The sequence below is a fragment of the Geomonas sp. genome, assembly GCF_035254065.1.
Classification (GTDB): Bacteria; Desulfobacterota; Desulfuromonadia; order Geobacterales; family Geobacteraceae; genus Geomonas.
In genome coordinates this window covers 1-20,306 of sequence record NZ_DATFBA010000363.1, presented here as the reverse complement: position 1 = coordinate 20,306, position 20,306 = coordinate 1, and the positions used below count along the sequence as shown (strand labels likewise).

15 protein-coding genes are annotated in these 20,306 nt (G+C 63.7%); 5 read left to right on the top strand and 10 right to left on the bottom strand.

Annotation, left to right across the window (positions count from 1 at the left end):
- From VJ604_RS16930 to VJ604_RS16910, 5 genes are all read left to right on the top strand, one after another.
- The coding region (locus tag VJ604_RS16930) for an efflux transporter outer membrane subunit (RefSeq protein ID WP_324084574.1) at positions 1-1,485 on the top strand (1,485 nt) is incomplete at its 5' end.
- A gap of 232 nt (positions 1,486-1,717) precedes the next feature.
- Entirely contained in the window at positions 1,718-2,794 is a 1,077-nt protein-coding gene (gene tal / locus VJ604_RS16925; RefSeq protein ID WP_324084573.1) for a transaldolase, read from the top strand.
- 67 nt (positions 2,795-2,861) lie between these two features.
- On the top strand, positions 2,862-3,494 hold the full coding sequence (locus tag VJ604_RS16920) for an HAD family hydrolase (RefSeq protein WP_324084571.1): 633 nt from the start codon (positions 2,862-2,864) through the stop codon (positions 3,492-3,494).
- A 66-nt stretch (positions 3,495-3,560) separates the two neighbouring features.
- Positions 3,561-4,199, top strand: a complete 639-nt coding sequence (locus tag VJ604_RS16915) for a hydrolase (RefSeq protein ID WP_324084569.1) — start codon at positions 3,561-3,563, stop codon at positions 4,197-4,199.
- 296 nt (positions 4,200-4,495) lie between these two features.
- Positions 4,496-5,953, top strand: a complete 1,458-nt coding sequence (locus tag VJ604_RS16910; protein ID WP_324084567.1) for a DUF438 domain-containing protein — start codon at positions 4,496-4,498, stop codon at positions 5,951-5,953.
- 4 nt (positions 5,954-5,957) lie between these two features.
- On the opposite strand, the gene VJ604_RS16905 is transcribed toward VJ604_RS16910, so the two are convergent.
- From VJ604_RS16905 to VJ604_RS16860, 10 genes are all read right to left on the bottom strand, one after another.
- Complete coding sequence (locus VJ604_RS16905) at positions 5,958-8,627, bottom strand: PAS domain-containing hybrid sensor histidine kinase/response regulator (protein ID WP_324084566.1); 2,670 nt, start codon at positions 8,625-8,627, stop codon at positions 5,958-5,960.
- The gene (locus VJ604_RS16900; RefSeq protein WP_324084565.1) at positions 8,620-9,072 is read right to left on the bottom strand and encodes a response regulator; all 453 of its coding nucleotides are present in this window, start codon (positions 9,070-9,072) and stop codon (positions 8,620-8,622) included. The genes VJ604_RS16905 and VJ604_RS16900 overlap by 8 nt, the downstream gene beginning before the upstream one ends.
- Before the next feature lie 67 nt (positions 9,073-9,139).
- Positions 9,140-12,130 (bottom strand): PAS domain S-box protein, encoded by a 2,991-nt coding sequence (locus VJ604_RS16895; protein WP_324084564.1) that lies wholly within the window; start codon positions 12,128-12,130, stop codon positions 9,140-9,142.
- Complete coding sequence (locus VJ604_RS16890) at positions 12,127-13,506, bottom strand: PAS domain-containing protein (protein ID WP_324084563.1); 1,380 nt, start codon at positions 13,504-13,506, stop codon at positions 12,127-12,129. Before VJ604_RS16890 ends, VJ604_RS16895 begins: the two co-directional genes overlap by 4 nt.
- Before the next feature lie 101 nt (positions 13,507-13,607).
- Positions 13,608-14,249 carry a response regulator transcription factor gene (locus VJ604_RS16885; protein WP_324084562.1) on the bottom strand — a complete coding sequence of 214 codons (642 nt, stop codon included), beginning with the start codon at positions 14,247-14,249 and terminating at the stop codon, positions 13,608-13,610.
- Positions 14,250-15,704, bottom strand: coding sequence for a PAS domain-containing sensor histidine kinase (locus tag VJ604_RS16880; RefSeq protein ID WP_324084561.1), 1,455 nt, complete (start codon positions 15,702-15,704; stop codon positions 14,250-14,252). It abuts the gene before it with no gap.
- A 121-nt stretch (positions 15,705-15,825) separates the two neighbouring features.
- Complete coding sequence (locus VJ604_RS16875; RefSeq protein WP_324084560.1) at positions 15,826-17,424, bottom strand: hypothetical protein; 1,599 nt, start codon at positions 17,422-17,424, stop codon at positions 15,826-15,828.
- A gap of 298 nt (positions 17,425-17,722) precedes the next feature.
- Positions 17,723-19,225 (bottom strand): AgmX/PglI C-terminal domain-containing protein, encoded by a 1,503-nt coding sequence (locus VJ604_RS16870; RefSeq protein WP_324084559.1) that lies wholly within the window; start codon positions 19,223-19,225, stop codon positions 17,723-17,725.
- 10 nt (positions 19,226-19,235) lie between these two features.
- On the bottom strand, positions 19,236-19,742 hold the full coding sequence (locus VJ604_RS16865; protein ID WP_324084557.1) for an ExbD/TolR family protein: 507 nt from the start codon (positions 19,740-19,742) through the stop codon (positions 19,236-19,238).
- Positions 19,739-20,209 carry an ExbD/TolR family protein gene (locus VJ604_RS16860; RefSeq protein ID WP_324084555.1) on the bottom strand — a complete coding sequence of 157 codons (471 nt, stop codon included), beginning with the start codon at positions 20,207-20,209 and terminating at the stop codon, positions 19,739-19,741. Before VJ604_RS16860 ends, VJ604_RS16865 begins: the two co-directional genes overlap by 4 nt.
- Positions 20,210-20,306: the final 97 nt, after the last annotated feature.

Sequence of the window (20,306 nt, the reverse complement as noted above, 5' to 3'; positions counted from 1 at the left end):
GCTGGCATGGAATCTAGCGGAGATCGGAAAAAAAGAGCGGTGAGGATGGCCGACAGGGTGGCGACAATATCACAATGCCTCGCCCTCACGCTTTACCTCGTCCTCCTCGGCGGCTGCCTGGTCGGTCCCGACTACCACCGCCCGAAGGTGGATACCCCGCAGCAGTGGCGCTTCACCGAGCAAGATGCCCGCGACCTGGCCGACACCGACTGGTGGCGGCAGTTCGACGACCCGGTGCTCGACGATCTCATCATGATCGCCCTGCGCGACAACAAGGACCTCCGCATCGCCGCGGCACGAGTCGAGGAGTTCCGCGGACGGGTCGCCATCGTGCGCTCGCCCCTCTTCCCGCAGGTGAGCGCCGGCGCCAGTGCCGGCAAGGAGAGGAGCACCGAGCGCGGCCAATCCCGGCTCCCGGTCACCGCCCCCAACCCAACCCCCCTCTACCAGGCGAGCCTGTCGGCCAGCTGGGAACTCGACCTGTGGGGGAAGGTGAGAAGGAGCACGGAATCGGCACGCGCCGACCTGCTTGCCAGCGAGGAGGGAAAGCGCGGGGTGATCCTGTCGCTGGTCGCCTCGGTCGCCGCCGGCTACGTCAACCTGCTCGACCTCGACCGGCAGCTGGAGATCGCGACCAGGACCGTAAGGAGCCGTGAGGAGTCCTACCGGATCTTCACCCTCCGCTTCAACGCGGGGTACATCTCCAACCTCGAATTGAGTCAGGTGAGGTCGGAATACGAGGGGGCGCTGGCTACCATCCCCGCCATCCAGAAGGAGATCGCTCTGCAGGAGGACGCTTTGAGCCTGCTTTTGGGGCATAACCCCGGCGCCATCCAGCGCGGCAGGTCCATCGACACCCTCGGTCTCCCCGCCGTGCCCGCAGGGCTCCCCTCCCAATTGCTCGAGCGGCGCCCCGACATCCGCCAGGCCGAGCAGCAGCTCATCTCCGCCAACGCCCAGATCGGTGCCGCCCGCGCCCAGTTCTTCCCGAGCATCTCGCTGACCGGACTCTTCGGGTGGGAGAGCACCAACCTGTCGCAGCTCTTCACCGGTCCGGCACGCATGTGGAACTTCGCCGCCCCCATCACCCAGCCGATCTTCACCGCCGGTGCCATCTCCGGCGGTGTCAAGGTGGCCGAGGCGGCGCGCGAGGAGGCGCTTTTCAACTATCAGAAGGTGATCCAGAGCGGCTTCCGGGACGTGGAGGACGCCCTGATCGATCAAAGGCGCAGCAGGGAACAGCTGGACGCCCAGGTAAGCCAGGTGGAGGCGCTTCGGCTGTACGCGCGCACGGCGAGGCTTCGCTACGAAAACGGCTACACGAGCTACCTGGAGGTGCTGGACGCCGAGCGGAGCCTGTTCGACGCCGAGCTGGGAGCCGCCCGGACCAAGGGAATCCTGCTCCAGGCTCTCATCAACCTGTACAAGGCGATGGGAGGCGGCTGGATCGCCCGCGCGGAGAGCATGAGCGGAGGATCGCGATGAAGCCGCACTAGAAAACCGTCCTCACCCCGCCCCTTGTACAGTGGGCGGGACGAGTCGGACAGGGGGACAGAGACCTGACGGAGCCAGTCCCCTACCCCATCCTCACCCCAGCCCTCCCCTTGAAGGGGAGGGAGAGAGCAGTCCCCTCTCCCGAAGGGGGAGGGTTAGGGAGGGGGACGCCGCCGGGATCGCCACCGCCGCCGCGTTATCGTTAGCAAAGGGAGACAATATAATGAAACCAACTGAGCAATTGCACAATCTCGGACAGAGCATCTGGATCGACAATATCACCCGCAACATGCTGGACCAGGGGACCCTGAAACGGTACATCGACGAGTTCTCGGTTACCGGCTTGACCTCCAACCCGACCATCTTCGACCAGGACCTCACCTCCAGTCCCGCCTATGACGACGACATCCGCCGGCTGGTGAAGCTCGGCTGCTCAGGGGAGTGGCTGTTCTTCGAACTGGCGCTGGAGGACCTAACCCAAGCCGCCGATCTCTTCGCCCCCATCCACCAGCGCACCGCCGGCGTGGACGGCTGGGTATCGCTGGAGGTCTCCCCCATCCTCGCCCATGACGCGGCGAGCACGGTGGCCGAAGCAAAGGCGCTGCACAAAAAGGCCAGACGGCCGAACCTCTTCATCAAGATCCCCGGCACCAAGGAAGGGGCCGTGGCCATCGAGGAATCCATATTCGCCGGAGTCCCCATCAACGTCACCCTGCTTTTCTCCCGCGACCAATACCTGGCGGCGGCCGACGCGTACCTGCGGGGACTGGAGCGACGCCTGGCGGAAGGAATGAGCCTCGACGTACGCTCGGTCGCCTCCATCTTCGTCAGCCGCTGGGACAAGGCGACTGCCGACAAGGTGCCGGCCGTCCTCCGTAACCGGCTCGGTATCGCCGTCGCCCAGCAGACCTACCAGGCCTACCGGGAGCTGCTCGACTCCGAGCGCTGGCAGCGCCTGGAGAATCACGGGGCCCGGCCGCAGCGTCTTCTTTTCGCCAGTACCGGCACCAAGGACCCCGCGGCCTCCGACGTGCTCTATATCAACGCCTTGGCCGCTCCCCACACCGTGAACACCATGCCTGAAAAGACCCTGCTTGCCTTTGCCGACCACGGCACGGTGTCGGGCACCCTGCCCCGCAGCGGCGGCGACCCGGACAAGGTGCTGGCCGCCTTCGCGGAGGCCGGTGTCGATACCGCCAAACTGGCCGTCGATCTGCAGGAGGAGGGAGCCAAGGCCTTCAGCGAATCCTGGTACGACCTCCTGAACACCATACAGGGGAAGATCAGGAACGCCCGGTAGGTGGTAGAAAGAAGCGAGTTAGGCCGAGGCGGCCACACCGGAGCTGGCTGAAGCGGGAGACAATGACATGAAAAGAGAAGAACCTGGGGCACCGATTACAGCACTTTTCCTGGACATTGGCGGCGTGCTGCTCACCAACGGCTGGGACGGGAAAAGCCGCCGGCTGGCAGCGGAGACCTTCGCCCTCGACTTCGATGACATGAACGAGCGACACCACCTCACCTTCGACACCTACGAGGAGGGGAAGCTTTCCCTGGATGACTACCTGGACCGGGTGGTGTTCTTCAAGGAGCGCCCCTTCACCCTCGAGACCTTCCGCGCCTTCATGTTCGAGCAGTCCCGCCCGCTGCCCGGGATGATCGACCTGGTCTGCCGGCTGAAGAAGCAGTACGGCCTGAAACTCGCCGCCGTCAGCAACGAGGGGCGCGAGCTCAACCTCCACCGGATCCGGACCTTTAGGCTCGCCTCCTTCATCGATCTCTTCGTCTCCTCCTGCTTCGTCCACTTCAGAAAGCCCGACACCGACATGTTCCGCATCGCCCTCGACCTTGCCCAGGCGGAAGCGTCCCGGGTGATCTACCTGGAGGATCGGCCCATGTTCGTGGAGGTGGCCCGCGGCCTCGGGCTGAACGGCATCCTGCATACCGGGCGAGAGGAGACCGAGCGGCAGCTGGCGGATTTCGGGCTGGTGCTGCGCTAGTGCAAAGTGAGATACTGGAAGCATCTCGATCAACCGGCTAAAAACGCTGAAAAAGGAGGAAGGGTTATGGCAACCCAGGCAGTTCAAGGCATGGTGGCTTACAACGACTGTGCACTGGCGCTGATCGACTACCAACCCGCGATGTTCGCCGGCGTCAACTCCCACGACAGGACCGCGATCGTTCAGAACGTGCAGATCCTCGCCAAGGCCGCCAAATTATTCAAGATCCCGACCATCGTCTCCACCGTAGCCGCGCAAAGCTTCAGCGGCTCGATGATCCCCGAGCTTTCCAACATCTTCCCGGACCAGAATCCGATCGACCGGACCTCCATCAACGCCTGGCTGGACCGCAACTTCAAGGCTGCGGTAGAGCAGACCGGCAAGCATAAGATCGTGCTGGCCGGGCTGTGGACCGAGGCGTGCGTGATGTTCCCGACCATCAACATGATCCAGGCGGGCTTCCAGGTCTACGTGCCGACCGACGCCTGCGGCGACATCAGCTGCGAGGCACACGAGCGGGCGGTGCAGAGGCTCGTGCAGGTAGGCGCGGTACCTATGACCTCCCTGCAGTTCCTCTTCGAGCTCCAGCAGGATTGGGGCCGATCTGAAACCTACGAGGGGTGCATGGAGATCATGAAGGCGCATTCCGCCTACGGCATAGAAGTCCGCTTCGTGAAGGAGTTCCTGGGCGGCCACGGAGGGTAAAGGCGGGGGGACTCCCAAAGCAATCCCCCCTGTCCCCCCTTTATCAAGGGGGGGAACGTGATAGCAGAAGACGATTGTTTCCACAAAAGCTCCCCCTACGTTCCCTCCCCTTCAAGGGGAGGGACAGGGGCGTGCCCGCCGTAGCTTTCGCGAAGGCGGGTGAGGATGGGTTACCCTGATGCGGTAACCCTTTTATTTTTAAACTTGCTGATCTAGGTCAAGGATTGGAGGGTGGCCCTTTGCTATTGTAAGCTCATCACAACGAGTTCAACTACGGCAGCAGAGAGGAGAATGACATGGAAATCAGCGGCAAGACGAAGTTGCACGAGCTTTTTCAGGAGTACCCGTTCCTGCTGGAGTTCCTGGTAAACCGCACGCCCAAGTTCAAGATGCTCAACAGCGCGGTGATGAGGAACACGGTCGGCAAGGTCGCGCCGCTTTCCCATGTCGCCGAGAAGGGGGGCATTCCCCTGGACCAGCTGATCTCCGAGATCGTCGCCACGGTGAAGGCCCGGACCGGTGAGGATCTGGTGGTAGCCTCCGCCGAGCAGCAAGGAGCAGCACCGGCCCTCAGCGCTGAACAGGCCCGGCAGGAGACGCTGAAGGGGATCATCAGGGACCTGCACGACGGCGCCGACATGGCGAGCCTCAAGCGCCGTTTCCACGAGCTGATCAAAGACATCGAGCCGACCGAGATCGCCCGCCTGGAGCAGAGGCTGATCGCCGAAGGGATGCCCGAGAGCGAGATAAAGCGCCTGTGCGACGTGCACGTCCAGCTCTTCAAGGATTCGCTGGAGAAGAAGGAAGCGCCCAAGGTTCCGGCGGGACATCCCGTGCATACCTATATGGAGGAGAACCGCGCCGCGGAAGCCATCACCGGTGAAATCAGCGACCTACTGGTCCGCCTCGACGCTAGCCCCGGACAAGCAGCTGACTCACAGCTTCAGCAAGACCTGACCACCCTGGTGGGGAGCCTGGCCGAGATCAACTTCCACTATCTGCGCAAGGAGAACCAGCTCTTCCCCGTACTGGAGCAGCACGAGATCAGCGGTCCGACCGAGGTGATGTGGGCGATCCACGACGACATCCGGCAGGCAATGAAACAGGTACGCGCCAGGCTCGCCGACCGGGAGCTACCGCGCGACGCGCTGAAGGAGCTGCTGCAAAGCGTGAACGACATGGTCTACAAGGAAGAGCAGATCCTCTTCCCGATGGCGCTGGAGATCTTGACCGAGGAGGACTGGCACAAGGTGCGGCGGGGCGAGGAGGAGATCGGCTACGCCTGGGTCACTCCCGAGGCCGAGTGGGGCACAGAGGAGGCGGGTCCGGCCGCGGCAAACTCAGCCGGAGAGATCAACCTCGACACCGGCAGGCTCACGCCGGAGGTGCTGAACCTCATGCTGACCCATCTGCCGATCGACATCTCCTTCGTCAACGAGCGGGACGAGGTCGCCTACTACTCGCAAGGGAAGGAGCGCATCTTCCCGCGCAGCCCCGGCGTGATCGGACGCAAGGTGCAGAACTGCCATCCCACCAAGAGCCTGGACATGGTCCAGAAGATCCTGGACGAGTTCAGGGCGGGGAGCAAGGAGACCGCCGAATTCTGGATCCAGATGGGCGGGCGCTTCATCCACATCAGGTACTTCGCCGTGCGCGACGCGCAGGGGAGCTACAAAGGGTGCCTGGAAGTGAGCCAGGATGCTACCGACATTCGGGCGCTGGAAGGAGAGCGGAGGCTGCTCGATTGGGCCTAGCCAGTTACTCCCCCCCTTTGAGCAGGCGTTTGACGCGAAGCAGCAACTGCATGGGGCGCACCGGCTTTTGCAGGCGGTCCGCAGCAATCCCCTTCGACTCCAGGACATCATCGCTATGCCCGGAAACGAAAAGGACCGGCAGGCTGCTGTTGAGCTCGCGCAGTTTCTGATAGGTTTCGGGGCCGTTCAGGCCGGGCATGATCATGTCCAGGATGGCCAGTTGCAAGGAGGGCTCCCCGGCGGCGACACCGATGGCCTCCTCGCCCGAGGCCACGGCGATCACCCGGTACCCGTAGCTGGTAAGGATCTGCTCGGTGGACGCTCGCACGGCCGGGTCGTCCTCCGCCAGCAGTATCAGCTCTCCTTCACCGGAGAGCTCCCCGGAAGCCAGGAAGGGGAGCTGGCCGCCGCCGGTTTTCCTGGAAAGCGGCAGCTTTACGCGAAAGGTGGCGCCAGCGCCAGGACTCGACTCGACCGTGACCTTTCCGTTCATCTGGCTGACCGTGCTGTAAACCATGGCGAGGCCAAGCCCGGTTCCCTTGCCGACCGGCTTGGTGGTGAAAAAAGGTTCGAAGATGCGCTCCCTGATCTCGTCGCCGACACCGCAGCCGCTGTCCTGCACCGACAAGACGGCGTACTCGGCCCTCCCCTCTCCCGCCCCGTTTGCCGTAGCATCCACAACCTCCCTCTCCACCCGCAGGATTATCTCACCGCCTCCCGCCATCGCGTCGCGGGCGTTGGTCACCAGGTTGAAGATCACCTGCTGAACCAATCCCGTGTCGCCGTAGACAGGGAGATCATCCGAGGTGACCTCAACCTTGAGGGCGATCTGCGCGGTGAGCAGGCAAGAGGCGACCCTGGCCGTTTCGCGCACCAGCTTTGTCAGGTCGAAGGGGAATAGTTCCAGCGGCTGATTGCGGCTGAACACCAGCAGGCTGCGGGTGAGCGAGGAGCCCCTTTCCACTGCCTCGAAGATGTTCTGCATGTGGTGGCAGGGGATGCCGAGCTGGTCGTTCTTCAACACCTGCAACTGGGCGTTGGCGCTGATCACCTGCATGATGTTGTTGAAGTCGTGGGCGACCCCGCCAGCCAGCTGCCCCAGGGCATCCATCTTCTGGGACTGCCTGAGCTGTTCCTCCAGGCTGCGCCGCTCAGTGATGTCCTCCTTGATGGCCAGGTAGTTGGTGATCTCCCCGGCGTCGTCCTTCACCGGCGCGATGATGCTGCGTTCCCAGAAGTAGGATCCGTCCTTTCTCCTGTTGTGCATCTCCCCCTGCCAGGTCCCGCCGCTGCTGATGGTCTTCCACAGTTCACGGTGCACCTCGGCGGGGGTGTTCCCTTTCAGGATGCGCGGAGTGAGGCCAACCGCCTCCTCCGGTGCATAGCCGGTCATGGTGAGGAAGGCGGGGTTCGTGTACTCGATCACCCCGTTTCTATCGGTGATCATCACCACCGCAGGATTCTGCTCCACCGCCGTGGAGAGCTTGCGCAGGCTGTCCATGGTGCGCTTTCTCTCGGTGATGTCGCTCACCATGCCGATGGCACCGATGATCTGTCCTGCCGTATTGCGCAGCGGCGAGGTGGTGTCCGAAGCCCAGCCATGGTAGTTTTTGGCGGGGAGATAGAACGGGAACCTGAGGGTGGTAACCTCTCCGCCCGCCAGCACCTTTTCCAACTGGTCGACCACCCCCCCCTCCTTCAGAAAGGGGAACAGTTCCTGGGGCCGCCGTCCGATCACCTGCTTCGCCATCAGGCCCGAATGACGCTCCATGTAGGAATTCCAGACCCGGTAGCGAAGGTCGGTGTCGTAGGCCACGATGCCCTGTTCCGCATTCTGGATGATTTGACGGTTGAGCTCCTCGGACTCCTGCAGGGCCTCCAGGGTCATCTTCTGCAGGGAGACGTCCCGGACCGTCGCCTGCAACACCACCGCCCCCCGCATGGGTACCCGGGAGAGGAGGACCTCAGCGGCGAACTCTTCTCCGTCCAGGCGCCGGTGCTGCCATTCGAACAGGCTGCCGCCGGTCTCGAACGCGGCCGCTATCATCTCCCTGCTCTTCTCGGTCGACGGCCGTCCGTCCGGCTGCAGGGACGGGGAGAGGTCGGCCGGGGTGAGCAGGCAGATAGCGGCTTCGTCGAGCACGCCGAACATCCTCAAGGCAGCCGGGTTCGCCGAGGTGAAGCGCCCGGATTTCGGGCACAGGACCATCAGCGCGTCGCGGGACTCCGTGAAGATGGTGCGGAAGCGCTCCTCGCTCTCCCTGAGTGCCTCAGCCGCCGCCAGGCTCTCACTGCGGTAGGCCGCCTGGTTGATGCAGTGCTCGATGGCGGAGGGAAGGCGCAGCATGTTCTCCTTGAGGACAAAATCCGACACCCCCATCTTCAGGAGCTCCACCGCCCGCTCCTCTCCGACGCTCCCCGACAGCAGGATGACCGGCAGGCCGGGTGCGCGCGACACGATGAACTGGAACGCTTCCTGGAAATCCAGCCCGGGGACGTTGTAGTCCAAAAGGACCAGCCGCCAGCCCCCCTCATCGAGCGCCTCTTCCAGCTCTTCGGTACTTTTCACGCAGGCCAGCTCTACCTTCATCTCCTGCTGCTCCAGGAAGCGCTTGAGCAGCAGGAAGTCGGCGCGGCTGTCCTCGATTACCAGTATCTTCAGCTCATCACTCATGATCGGTTCCCGTGACAGGTGAGTTGATCGCCAGCCAGTAGACCCCCAGTTGCGCGACCGCCTCGGCGAACTCGGCGAAATCCAGAGGCTTTCGGACGAAGCTGTTGGCGCCCCCTTGATAGCTGGCCAGCCGGTCCCGCTCCTCGTCGGAGGAGGTCAGGATCACCACCGGCAGCAGGCGGGTGTCCGGGTGCTTGCGCAACTGCCCCAGCACCTCCAGCCCGTTCACCCTGGGGAGGCTGATATCCAAAAGCACCACGGCCGGCAGCAGCGGCCCCGGCCGGTCGGCGAACTCGCCGACGCGGAACAGGTAGTCCAGTGCCTGCTGGCCGTCGCGGGCGACGTCCACCTGGTTGGCGAGGTTGACCTTTCTCAGGGCCCGCAGGATCAGCATCTCGTCCTGGCGGTTGTCCTCCACCAGCAATATCGTCTTGATCTGGCTCATACGCCTCCCGGGTGAACTGATTGGTATTGGTCCCCTCCGCCGCAGGACGAAGGGGAGTTGGCACTCCTCACGTTGCAGATGAGGGGAGCGTGAAGCGGAAGGTAGCCCCACCGCCCGGCTTCGCATCGGCCTCGATCTCCCCGTTGTGCCGCTGGATTATCCGCTGCACGGTGGCGAGGCCGATCCCTATGCCCGGGAACTCGTCCTGGCGGTGTAGCCTTTGAAACGGCTTGAACAGCCGTGCCGCGTGGTCCATGCTGAAGCCGGCCCCGTTGTCGCTGACGCAGAAGAAGCGGCGCCCGTCCCTTTCCTCGGCATGGAAGCGTATGCGGGGAGCCTCTTCCCTGGAGGTGTACTTCCAGGCGTTTCCCAGCAGGTTCTGCAGCACCGACTCCAGCATGCGCCCGTCCCCCTGCACGCAGAGTCCGGGCTCGATCTCCCACACCACCCGGCGTTCCGGCTCCGAGCGCTCCAGTTGTAGCTGGATGCGGCGGGCCAGCTTGGAGAGGTCGACCTGCGCCATGCTCAGCGCGCCCCGTCCGCTGCGGGAAAGGGCCAAGAGCCCGTCGATCAGCAGCCCCATCTGCCTGCTCCCCGCCACGATCTGCTCCAGGTAGACCTCCGCATCCCCCTGCAGAGCCCCTCGGTGATCCTCGACCAGCGCCTGACTGAACCCCATCATCGCCCTGAGTGGGGCACGCAGGTCGTGGGAGACCGCGTAGGCGAAGGCGTCCAGCTCCTCGTTGGCGGCCACCAGCTTGGCGGTCCGCTCCTCGACCCGCCGCTCCAGGTCGGTGTTCAGGGTGCGGATCTCCTGCTCGGCCAGCTTCAGGTCGCTGATATCGACCAGGGTGGAAAGAACCACCCGCTCCCCCTGCACGTCGAGCAGCCGCGCCGAGAGCCGGGCCACAAAGGGCTCGCCGGACTTCTTGTAGAACTGCTGCTCCCACCCCTGCAGGGAGCCTCGCAGGGTGAGCTCCTCGACGAAACGGCGGACATCGGCCGCATTAGGCCAGATCCGGTCCCTGATCGTCCGGCCCACCGCCTCCTGGCGGCTGTAGCCAAGGAGAGACACCCAGGTGTCGTTGACCTCGATGAAGACCCCGTCCCCGACCCGGGTGATGGCGATGGCGGCCGCGTTGGCGGCGAAGGCCTTGGAGAACTTCTCCTCCGAACGGAGCAGGCATTCCTCGGCCTGCTTGCGCTCGGTGACATCCTGCAGCGCACCGTGCAGCCTGACCACCTCTCCCTTCTCCAGGGAGGGTTCGCAGATGGTGCGGATCCACTTAGGGCTCCCCTTGGCGGAGACCATCTCCAGCTCGAGGTCGAACGGGGTGCCCTGGTGGATCGCCTGGTGCAGGGCGCGCTCGATCGACAGGCGGGCCTCGTTGTGGTAAAAGCCCAAGCCGAGGTCGGCAGGAGCCTGCACGGCTTCGTCCAGCTCGTAGATGCGGGCCACCTCCTCGGTCCAGTGCACCCGTCCGGTCGAGAGGTCGAGGTCCCAGCCGCCGATCTGGGCGGCGCGCCCCATGGCGTTTAACAGGATCTCCCTCTCCCGCAGGGCGGCGAGCGCCTCCTCCGCGCTGCGGCGTGCGGTGACGGCGTCCTCCATCTGGTTGAGGGCGGCGATGCGGGCGCGCCTCTGCGCCTCCAGTGCGCCGGCCTGGCTCTCCAGGGCGCGTGCCTGCGCCTCCCAAAGCGCCTCCTCCGCCCGCTTGCGGTCGGTGACATCGAAGAAGCTGACCAGTACCCCGTCCGGCAGCACGATGCTGGAAAGGAGCATGATCCGTTCCTGGCCGTCCTTGCAGGTGATCCGGCATTCGCGCCCCTGGTCGCCGCCGGCGGAGGCGTGGGAGGCGAGCGCGGCCTTCCACTTCGCCTGCATCTGCGCCCGGTACTCCGGGTCGGGGTAGGCGAGTGGCCACCAGTCGTCGACCTTCTTCAGCTCCGACTCCCCGTAGCCGAGCAGCTGCAGGAAACGGGCGTTTCGGTCCAGCAGGGTGCCGTCGTTGCCGACGAAGCAAAGCGGCAGGGAGGCCTGCTCGAACAGGCGCCGGAAGCGCTCCTCGCTTTGCCGGATCCCAGTGGCCGCGTCCTCCAACAGCCTGCGGGCGGCGGCGATCTCCCGGATCCCCTCGTCGCCCCCCCCGTGTTCTCCGGCCAGACCGGCCACCGCCCGGGCGAGGTAGCGACTGACCGCCATGCCGCCGGCCAGGCCGATGAGGGTCACCAGCAGCACCCCGCCCGCTACGGTCACGGCACCCAGCAGCATCGGCCTGCGGTAGGCTGCGGCCGGGATCTCCAGCACCACCGACCAGGGGGCGCGTGCCGAACGGGCCACGAGCCGGTGCCCCGCTTCCCGCTCCCCGGGTGGCGAGCGGCGAGCGATGACGTCGCCCCGGCCGTCCAGCAGGCTGAGCGACCACTCCGGCGGCAGCGAGACCTGATCCAGACGGCGCTGGAAGAACGCTCCATCCAGCGTGGTGCCCAGCACATAGACGGTCCTGCCGGCGCGGGTGACCGGGACCGTGATGGCTACCAGCCGCTGTCCCGCCACCGGCCCGATGAAAGTGTCCCCCACCGCCGGTTTCCCGGTCGCCAGCGTCTTGGGCACCGCGCCCTGCCCCCGGACCTTGGGCACCGGCGGCAGCGGGGAGCCGAAGGGGACCCGGGTGTTGAGTAGCATGCGGGTCGGGTCCCGGCCGTCGACCAGGATCACGTTGCTGTCGAAGTGTGCCTTGAATCCCAGCGCCTCGCGGTAGAGCTCCGGCCAGCGGGCAGACTGGTCGGCCATGGGTGAGGAGGCCAGCATGCCGAGCGCGCGGATGCGGGAATCGAGGGACTGATCGATGGCGGTGGCGAAGTTGGTAGCCAGGCGCAGAGCCTCCTGGTCGCGCCCCAACTGGTCGTCTCTGACCTCCCGCCAGGCAAAGAACGATGCCAGGAGCACCGGCGGCGCCACACAGAGCAGCACCAGCCGCCTGAGCAGCGAGGCGATCGAGATGCCGGCGCGGCGGGAGCCGGCGGGGTCGCAGGAGGCAGCAGAGGGGGAAGTCATGGCCGCTTTACCAGGTCGTCGGTGAGTGTTTCCAGGAAAGCGAGGTCGTAGGGGGGCTCCACTCCTAGTTGACGGCAGAGCTCGTTCACCTGCTGTTTCAGCCGGATCATCTCGAACTCACGCTCCTCCGAGGCGCGGGCGAAGCGCTCCAGCTCCTCGTTTCTGCGCTTGAGCCTCTCCTCCCAGGACTTGCGCTCGCTGATATCGAAGACCACTCCCACATAGTGGGTTATGCTCCCGCCGGGCCCCTGCAGCGGCCGTCCCCGCGACATCAGCCAGCGTTCAGCGCCGCCAGGGCTCTTCACCCGCCATTCCAGGTTGAGCTCGGCCCCCTGTTGCACGATCCCCATCAGGGCCTTCTCGACACGGGGCCGGTCCTCCGGGAGAACCGTTTGCAGCCAGCAGCCGTAGCTCGGCTGGCACTGCGACTCGGAGAGCCCGTACAGGTTCCAGACCTCCCTCGACCAGACGTTGCGGTCGGTATCGAGCTCCCACTCCCAGGTGCCGGCCTGGGCCGCGTCGAGGGCGAGGGTCCGTCCCACCTCGACGGCCCGCAGCGCCTCTTCCGCCTGCCTGCGCTCGGTCACGTCCTGGATGACTCCGGTCATGGCGGCGGGCTCGCCCGTCGCCGCCTGCTGGTAGCGTCCCGCCAGCCAGACCCAGCGCAGCTCGCCGTCCCGGCGACGGATGCGGCACTCAAGCTCCCAGAAACCGCCCTCGGCAGCGGCCGCGCGGACGGCGCGCTCCACCAGGGGGCGCTCGTTGCTCAGCACCTGGTCGAGGAGGGTCTGGTAACTCCACTGGGCGGGTCGCGCGGGGTAGCCGAAGATGAGGTGGAACTGGCGGGAGAAAAAGGAGATGCGCCCCTCCCCGTCGAGTTCCCAGACGCCGATATGGCTGCTCTCCAGGGCGAAGGCCAGGCGCTCGTCGCTCTTTTGCAGGTTGGCGTCGCAGCGCCGCTTCTCCGACTCCAGCAGTGCCAACCGCGCCTTTTGCAGCTGCTCGCGCGCCTGCAGCGCCGCCGCCTCGGCCTCGGCCCCCTGCAGTTCGGCCTTGGCCAGGCGCTCGTTGGTATAGCTGAAGATGATCCCCATGGCGATGAACACCAGGACCGAGACCAGCGTGTTGGGGTTTTTGACGAGGAGGGAGAGCTGCGGAGGGATGAAGAAATAGATGACGAGCAGAGCGGAGACCAGGGTACTGACGATGCCGGATGCCTTGCCGCCGATGCGCGAACTGAAGAATATGGTCGGGTAGAAGAGAAACCAGACGAACGGCTTCAGGTAACCCCACAGCAGCCACTGGACGAGACAGGTAGCAAAGGGAAGTGCCACGGCCGCGAGGGGTGCCGTGGCCGCAGGCTGACGCCGGACCATATCCGCGGTACCTCTCTACTCTTTGGAGATCACTGCGCGGCGACTATAGCCAAGTTGCCCCTGCCTGTCTGCAGGGAAACTTTGCAAAATCACTGGCCAAATTAGGCGGAGGGGGTGATCCCGTGCTCCAGGGCGAACTTGACCAGGGCGGCTAGATTGGGGACCTCCAGCTTGGTCATCAGCCTGCTGCGGTAGGACTCCACGCTCTTAGGGGAAAGCGAGAGCTTGTTGGCGATCTCGGCACTGGTCTTCCCTTCCACCACCATCTGCATGACCTGGTGTTCGCGCCGGCTCAGGCTGGCCAAGGGGCTTTTGGCCGGCAGCTCCGGTTGGCTGGCAAAAGGGTCCTCCACCCCCCGTCCAAGAAAGCGCCTCCCCTTCATCACCGTCCGGATGGCGGCGATCATCTCTCCGCCAGCCGACTCCTTGAGAAGATAGCCCGCCGCCCCAGCCTCGAAGGCCCGGAAAACGTACTCGCTCGTGTGGTGCATGGTGAGGATGATCGATCTGACCGAGGGGGCCTTTTTCTTTATCAACTCGCAGGCCAGGATACCGTTCATCTCGGGCATCGATATATCCAGGATGGCGAGGTCGGGTTGCAGCCGTTCCACCAGCCGGACCGCTTCTTCGCCGTCCGCTGCGACCGCCACCACTTGCAGCCCTTCGTGCGCCTCGATGATCATCTTCAATCCGTCGCAGATCATGGCGTGATCGTCGGCAATCACGATACGCAAAGGCTTCATCTATACTTCCTCCTCGAGTTCAACCAGGACAAGGGTCCCCTGTCCCGGCGCAGTTTGGATATCAAAGCGGGCTCCGATGGCGCGGGCACGCTCCTGCATGATGGTGAGCCCCCAGTTGGAGAGCTGCTGCCGGGAGGAAACCGCCTGGCGATCGAAACCGGCGCCGTTGTCGGAGAGCGACAGCACGATGGTCCCGCGATCCCTGGCAACCGAGACGGCAACCCGCGTCGCCCGTGCATGCTTCTCCACGTTGTGCAACGCCTCCTGGAAGATGCGGTAGAGCGCCAGCTCCTTGTCATGGGAGGGGCGGGGAATCTCCTCCAGCGCCAGTTCCAGTGCCAGCCCGCACCGCTTGGCCACCATGTTCGCGTACCAGCGCACTGCCGAAACGAGGCCGAAGTCCTCCAGCACCGGTGGCCTGAGTTTCCCCATCAGGCCACGCAACGACTGGTTGATGGTAGAGACCTTGTCAAGGGCCCCCTCTAGGGTCAGCTGATACCTCTCCCGCAGCCGTTCGGGGGGAAAGGCTTTCAGCATGGTGAGCTCCATGCTGAGCACCGCCAGTTCGCGGCCGATCTCGTCGTGCAGTTCCGAGGCGATTTCCCTGCGCAGATCCTCCTCCTGTTCCAGCAGGCGCCGCGCGTAGTGTCGCGTGGCCTCCTCTGCGTTGCGCCGTTCGGTAACGTCACGCCCTACCGCCTGGGTCTCCAGCAGCTTCCCGTTCTGGTCGTAGAAGTTGCGGTTGACGAACTGCATCCAGCGCACCTCACCGTTCGCCAGTATGACCCGGTTCTCTATCACCGCCACCGGGTTGGCTGGGGACATCGCGTCAAGTTTGCTCTGGATTTCGGCAAGGTCGTCGGGAAAGGCGACCGGCCACCATTTCTGGCCGATCAGTTCCTCGGCAGTCTTGCCGAAAACGCGGCAGTAGACCTCGTTGACGAAGGTATAGGTGCCGTCGGGGAGAAAGCGGGATATGGTCTCGGTCTCGTCTTCCACCACGGTGCGGTAACGGAGTTCGCTCGCCTGCAGCTCTTCCTCCATCCGCTTGCGCTCGGTGACATCCCTCAGGAACCCCACGATCAGCCCGTTTTCGAAGGGGAAGCAGATGGATTCGTAAAACCGGCCGGTGTTGTGGTTGTAGCTCTCCAGCGTCTGCGGTTCCTCGGTGCGCACCACGGTGTCCAAAAGGTCGAGCCAGCGCTGCTCAAGATTGGGCAGGACCTCGCTCAGACACTTGCCGAGCAGATCGGCGCTCCGCAAGCCGGTGGTACGCTCGAAGGCCGGATTTGTTTCCAGGTAGCGGGCGTCGATAACCCGGTGGTCGGCACCGAAAATCGGCTCCAGCAACAGATACCCGTCACGGAGTTTCGCGAGCAGGGATTGGCAACGCGCCCTGAAAGCCGCGCATTCGGCAAAGGCACGCCCCAAGTTAACGATGTTCCCCTGTTTCATGCGCCTCCCTTCAACGACAACACGAGCGTTTCAGACGACAAATGAGTGTCGCCTGACAACTTTTAACACAACAATGGCCAAAGCGATACCAGGCGAGGGGAAAAAACCTACACTTCTGAATTTATTTCCTTACCCGATAGAGATGGGTGCCGTCCGATTGCAGGTACTCCAGGGTCCCGTCGGGCAAAAACACCGGCCCGCAGACGATCGCCCCGGTAGCCGGGACTGGTTGACCTTCCAGGACGACGAGGTAGTCATCTTTGCCCAGTGGCGTCCCCTTCTTTCTCGCACCGTATGCCAGCTTTTTCCCGTCAGAACTGAATACCGGGGAGTAGATCTCATCGTACTCCGGTCCCGGCATACCGTCCGCCACCAGAGTGCTTTTCCCACCGTCCTTGGCAATATACGCCACACGGCCGCCGTCCCCGCTGAAAACCGGGTCTGAAGCATTGTCATAGACCCGGCTGGGGACTCCGTCGATCACCACCAGCACTTTGTTCCCTATTTGCGCACGATATGCGGTATGCCTGCCGTCGGTACTGAATGTGACGACCTTCTGGCCGATGCCGTCATATTCAACCCCTTTTACGCCGTCAATCACCACAAACTTTCGGTTACCAACCCGCGCGGAATAGGCCAGATGCTTTCCGTCCGGACTGAAAACCGGGGAGTCCAACAAAATGGCGTCGTACTCGGGGTCAGCTTTACCATCGATCATCACGAACTGCTTGTCGCCGTTGATGACGATGTAGGCCAAGCGCTTCCCATCCACACTGAGAACCGGAGATTCCCCGACACTGTCGTGACTAGGACCGGGAACACCGTCCACCACGATGTATCTTTTTCGGCCTTTCAGCGCGGAATGCGCGAGATGCTTGCCGTCGGGGCTGAAGCGGACCGATCCTGCATAGATTCTGTCGTAGTGGGGGCCGGGGACTCCGTCCGTCACCACAAAATCCTGCTTATCCTGACGGACGACGTACGAGACATGGTTGCCGTCGGAGCTCAAAACCGGCCCCCCCTTGTGAATTATCGGGTAGGTCGCGCCACGTTTGCCATCGACAACAACGAACATTTTTTCTTCTTCTTCGGCGACGAAGGCAAAGTGCTTGCCGTCGGCACTGAAAACCGGATCGTAACCACCCGTATAGGGAGGTCCCGACCGGCCATCCAGGAAAACTCGGTAGGGGGCCTTCGAACCCGCATCTCCCGAGACTACCCAGGCGATGTGGCATCCGTTTTCCGTCTCGCTGCGTATGCCGAAATGTTGCAGTAGCATTAGTGACCCGGATGGGCCAAGCTCCTCAGATGAAGGGGTATTTGATGGCACAGAAGAAGAGCCGGCATTGCTCAAGGATGGCCCGTCCACTTGTGCAGAGGCCCATGTTCCCGGCGGCCTTGGACAGCCCCTTTCCTGGATGTTGGGAGACGAGGCGGCTATAGGCAGGATAAGCGGCGCGACCAGCACGTCACAGAAGAAGGCAAAAGGCACGATCGCTGGGGTCATAACACACCCAAAGACATTGCCCTCCTTGCAGGCATCGAACGCTTCCGCCCCAAACTTTATTGGGCTGAGTTCCGCCATGAATGAATGCCATGCTGCCGACAGCCGGCTGCATTGTTCCTCTTGTGCGACCGGTTTCTGATCCTGCGGTTTTGCCGGGGCAGAGGCACAACCGGTCAGCGCTATCAGAAGAAACCACAGACAGATCCTTTGCATGAGCAACCTCCGGTTCGTAGTTGGCGGAAACGGCTCTGGAATTTCACTGTGGCAACCTGTAAATTTTATCGCAGGAACGGGAAATTAGAGTCATAAGCTGTGCTCATCAGCAGTTTGTCGCGAAATTGGTGTGAGCGCAGCATGAGCGAAGGGAATTAATACCCCATCCTCACCCCGGCCCTCTCCTTGAAAGAGAGGGGGAAGTTGGTTGAGCGGAAGATTGTGGCTAATCGGGTAAAAAAATGGGCCGGCTTTTTGGGCCGGCCCGATTGCAGGGAGTCGGTTCTTCGATCTGCCCTTACCTCGCGGGGAGGAAGTCGATCGGGTAGAGGATGGTGGTCCTCGGCACGCCGTCTTTGGGGCCGAAGTTGATCTTCTTCACGCGCTCCACGATCTTCTCGGAGAACTCGGGCGCGTTCATGTTGCAGGACTCCACCGAGCAGGCGGAGACCACGCCGCTCGGCTCGATCGCTATCTTCAGCACCATCTTGCCGCGCAGGGTGGGATCCTTGCGGAGCTCGGTGTTGTAGATGCGGTAGAGCGCTGCCTTGTAACGGTCGAACAAGAGCTGGATCTCCTCGTCGGTTCGAGCCGGACGGGCGGAGGCCGAGACCGGCTTGGCATCCTTCACCCCGGTGCCGGAGGTGATGGCGCTCTTGACCTGGGCGAAGCCGTCGCCACCGCGGCCGACCCGCGAGGAGTTCCCTCCGCCGACGCCGCCGCGACCCACTGCGGCGTTGCCTATCCCGCCGCTGCCGCCGTTTCTGCCCAGCGCCGCGGTGCCGATCCCCCCGCTCCCGCTGGGGCCGCTGCCACCGCCTCCCTGGATGGAGACCAGGTTGCGACCGGCCAGCGCGCGACCGGACTGGTTGGCGCTGCTCACCCGGGCCTCGGTGCCGAGTTTGGGGGTGGCACTTTCATCCAGAAGGTCCTTGAAACTCTCCCTGAAGGCCAGCACGCCGGTGTTCTGGCTCCGCTTGGGTGCCGCGGTCTGCTCGACCGGGTCCGCCTTGGGACGTGCCACCGGCGCCGCGTCCTCCCGGTGCACCGGGGGCGCCTGCTGCTTGACCTCGTTCTTGGCCGCTTTCTTCTCGCCGGGCTTCTCTTCCTTCTTGGCTTCCTTTTTCTCCTCGACGGCCTTCTTGGGCGGCAGCGGCTTCACCCGTTCCTGCCGGACCATCATGGCCAACCGCTCCGGGACCTGGGCGACCACCGGACGCGCCACCTTGGGGAGCACCACCTGGTGGATGACGATGGCCAGGATCAGGCTCAAGAGCATCGCCATGAACTGCGTGCGCCTAAAGCGCCGGTCGCTGGGATCGGACGAGCTCCAGGGCATCAGGGAGGCGTGCGGGACCTCGGAGAGCTCGCGCACGATGGCGAACTCGCTCTCGCGCCGCTCGTCCCGGTCATAGGCATCCTCGACCTGGTCGTGCAGGTAATCGAGCTCGTCGAGGCGCTCGTTCGCCTGCATCTTCAGGTTGCCCTGCCGGTCCAGGATGACGCGGATCTTCTCGTCAAAGACCGCCACCCGACTCTTGAGCCTTTCCATATGCCCGGCGGGGTCCTTTACCTCCGGCGATTCGCCCCAAAAGAGCGCTCCGGCGTCCAACTGCTCCAGCCGGTCGAGGAGATTGCAGGCCTCCCGCAGGGCGTCGAAACGCATGCGGTCCGTGGAAAAGGTTTCCAGCTCTGCCTCTACCGTGCGGATCTCACCCCGAAGCTCCAAAAGCCTGGCCCGGGACTCTTCGATCCGCGCCTTGAGCGGCGCCAATTCCTGCTGTAAAAGGTCTTTTTTCACATGACACCCGCTAACCGTGCTGCGGCGCCTTCTGGATGACGGCAAGGGAGATCTTCCCGTATCCGGAGGCCGTGCAGCTCGTCATTATTTTCTTGAGCACGTTGAACGGAATGGTTCTGTCGGCCAGGAGGGTGATCTCCCTGGTTTGATTGTCGGCAACCTTGCCGCCGGCCTCATTCTCCATGCTGCGCTGGATCTCGGCCAGCCGCCCGGTCACTTCCGGGACCGTGGAGACCCGGTCGTCGTAAAGGGCCACCGTCTTCATCACCGGCTCCCCCTGAATGAGGACGGCGTCCGGGGTGACCGAGATGGCCACCGTTCCCCTCGGCTTGGTCTCCACGATCGACTGGGGGAGCGCCAAGCGCTGCTCCGGCATGTCACCGTTGAACGAGTGGAAGAGCAGGAAGAACACCAGCACGGAGAGAACGTCCAGCATCGGGATCAGGTTCAGCCTGACGTACTGGTTCTTGTTCGTACGCTCCATGCGCTTCATGCGTCTGCTTTGTCTCATGCTCATGGCGCGTCTCCTATCGATATCTTGGGGAAGAGCGCGCTGGTACCGGCGCTGCGTACCGTATCCATCACCTGGACCAGGTAATCGTACTGGATCTTGGGCTCCATCAGCACGGTGGCGTCTTCCTTCTCCGGGTACTTGGCCTTCAGCGCCTGGAGCAGCTGGGAGAGCAGCTGCAGGTCGTACTTGCCGTCCTTCAAGGGGATGGAGGCCTCCACGTTCCTGCCGTTGGCGATCTCCAGCCCCGCCTTGCGGACCACCACCTCGATGGCGAAGTTCGGCCTGGCCGCGGCCGCCCCGCCGGCGCTGGTCGGCACGCTGAGGTCCATCACGGTGATGCTCGTGAAGACGGCGGTGATGAGCAGAAAGACCACCAGTACGGTGAAGACGTCCATCATGGGAGTCAGGTTCAAGAGCTCCATGATGTCGGTCGCCGCTTCCTCTCCCTTTTTCCTTCTTAATCTGGCCATACTCGGCTCCTGTCAGGTTGGCGCTTTGCTGCTGTTAGGCTTCGGTGTACTGGCGCCTGGAGAAGGTCGAGATCGTGTTGAGCGCCTTCACCGATGC

Excerpts from the sequence above, each read along its gene's own strand:
- tal (WP_324084573.1), top strand. The coding sequence starts at position 1,718 with ATGAAACCAACTGAGCAATTGCACAATCTCGGACAGAGCATCTGGATC.
- VJ604_RS16920 (WP_324084571.1), top strand. The coding sequence starts at position 2,862 with ATGAAAAGAGAAGAACCTGGGGCACCGATTACAGCACTTTTCCTGGAC.
- VJ604_RS16915 (WP_324084569.1), top strand. The coding sequence starts at position 3,561 with ATGGCAACCCAGGCAGTTCAAGGCATGGTGGCTTACAACGACTGTGCA.
- VJ604_RS16910 (WP_324084567.1), top strand. The coding sequence starts at position 4,496 with ATGGAAATCAGCGGCAAGACGAAGTTGCACGAGCTTTTTCAGGAGTAC.
- VJ604_RS16905 (WP_324084566.1), bottom strand. The coding sequence starts at position 8,627 with ATGAGTGATGAGCTGAAGATACTGGTAATCGAGGACAGCCGCGCCGAC.
- VJ604_RS16900 (WP_324084565.1), bottom strand. The coding sequence starts at position 9,072 with ATGAGCCAGATCAAGACGATATTGCTGGTGGAGGACAACCGCCAGGAC.
- VJ604_RS16895 (WP_324084564.1), bottom strand. The coding sequence starts at position 12,130 with ATGACTTCCCCCTCTGCTGCCTCCTGCGACCCCGCCGGCTCCCGCCGC.
- VJ604_RS16890 (WP_324084563.1), bottom strand. The coding sequence starts at position 13,506 with ATGGTCCGGCGTCAGCCTGCGGCCACGGCACCCCTCGCGGCCGTGGCA.
- VJ604_RS16885 (WP_324084562.1), bottom strand. The coding sequence starts at position 14,249 with ATGAAGCCTTTGCGTATCGTGATTGCCGACGATCACGCCATGATCTGC.
- VJ604_RS16880 (WP_324084561.1), bottom strand. The coding sequence starts at position 15,704 with ATGAAACAGGGGAACATCGTTAACTTGGGGCGTGCCTTTGCCGAATGC.
- VJ604_RS16875 (WP_324084560.1), bottom strand. The coding sequence starts at position 17,424 with ATGCAAAGGATCTGTCTGTGGTTTCTTCTGATAGCGCTGACCGGTTGT.
- VJ604_RS16865 (WP_324084557.1), bottom strand. The coding sequence starts at position 19,742 with ATGAGCATGAGACAAAGCAGACGCATGAAGCGCATGGAGCGTACGAAC.
- VJ604_RS16860 (WP_324084555.1), bottom strand. The coding sequence starts at position 20,209 with ATGGCCAGATTAAGAAGGAAAAAGGGAGAGGAAGCGGCGACCGACATC.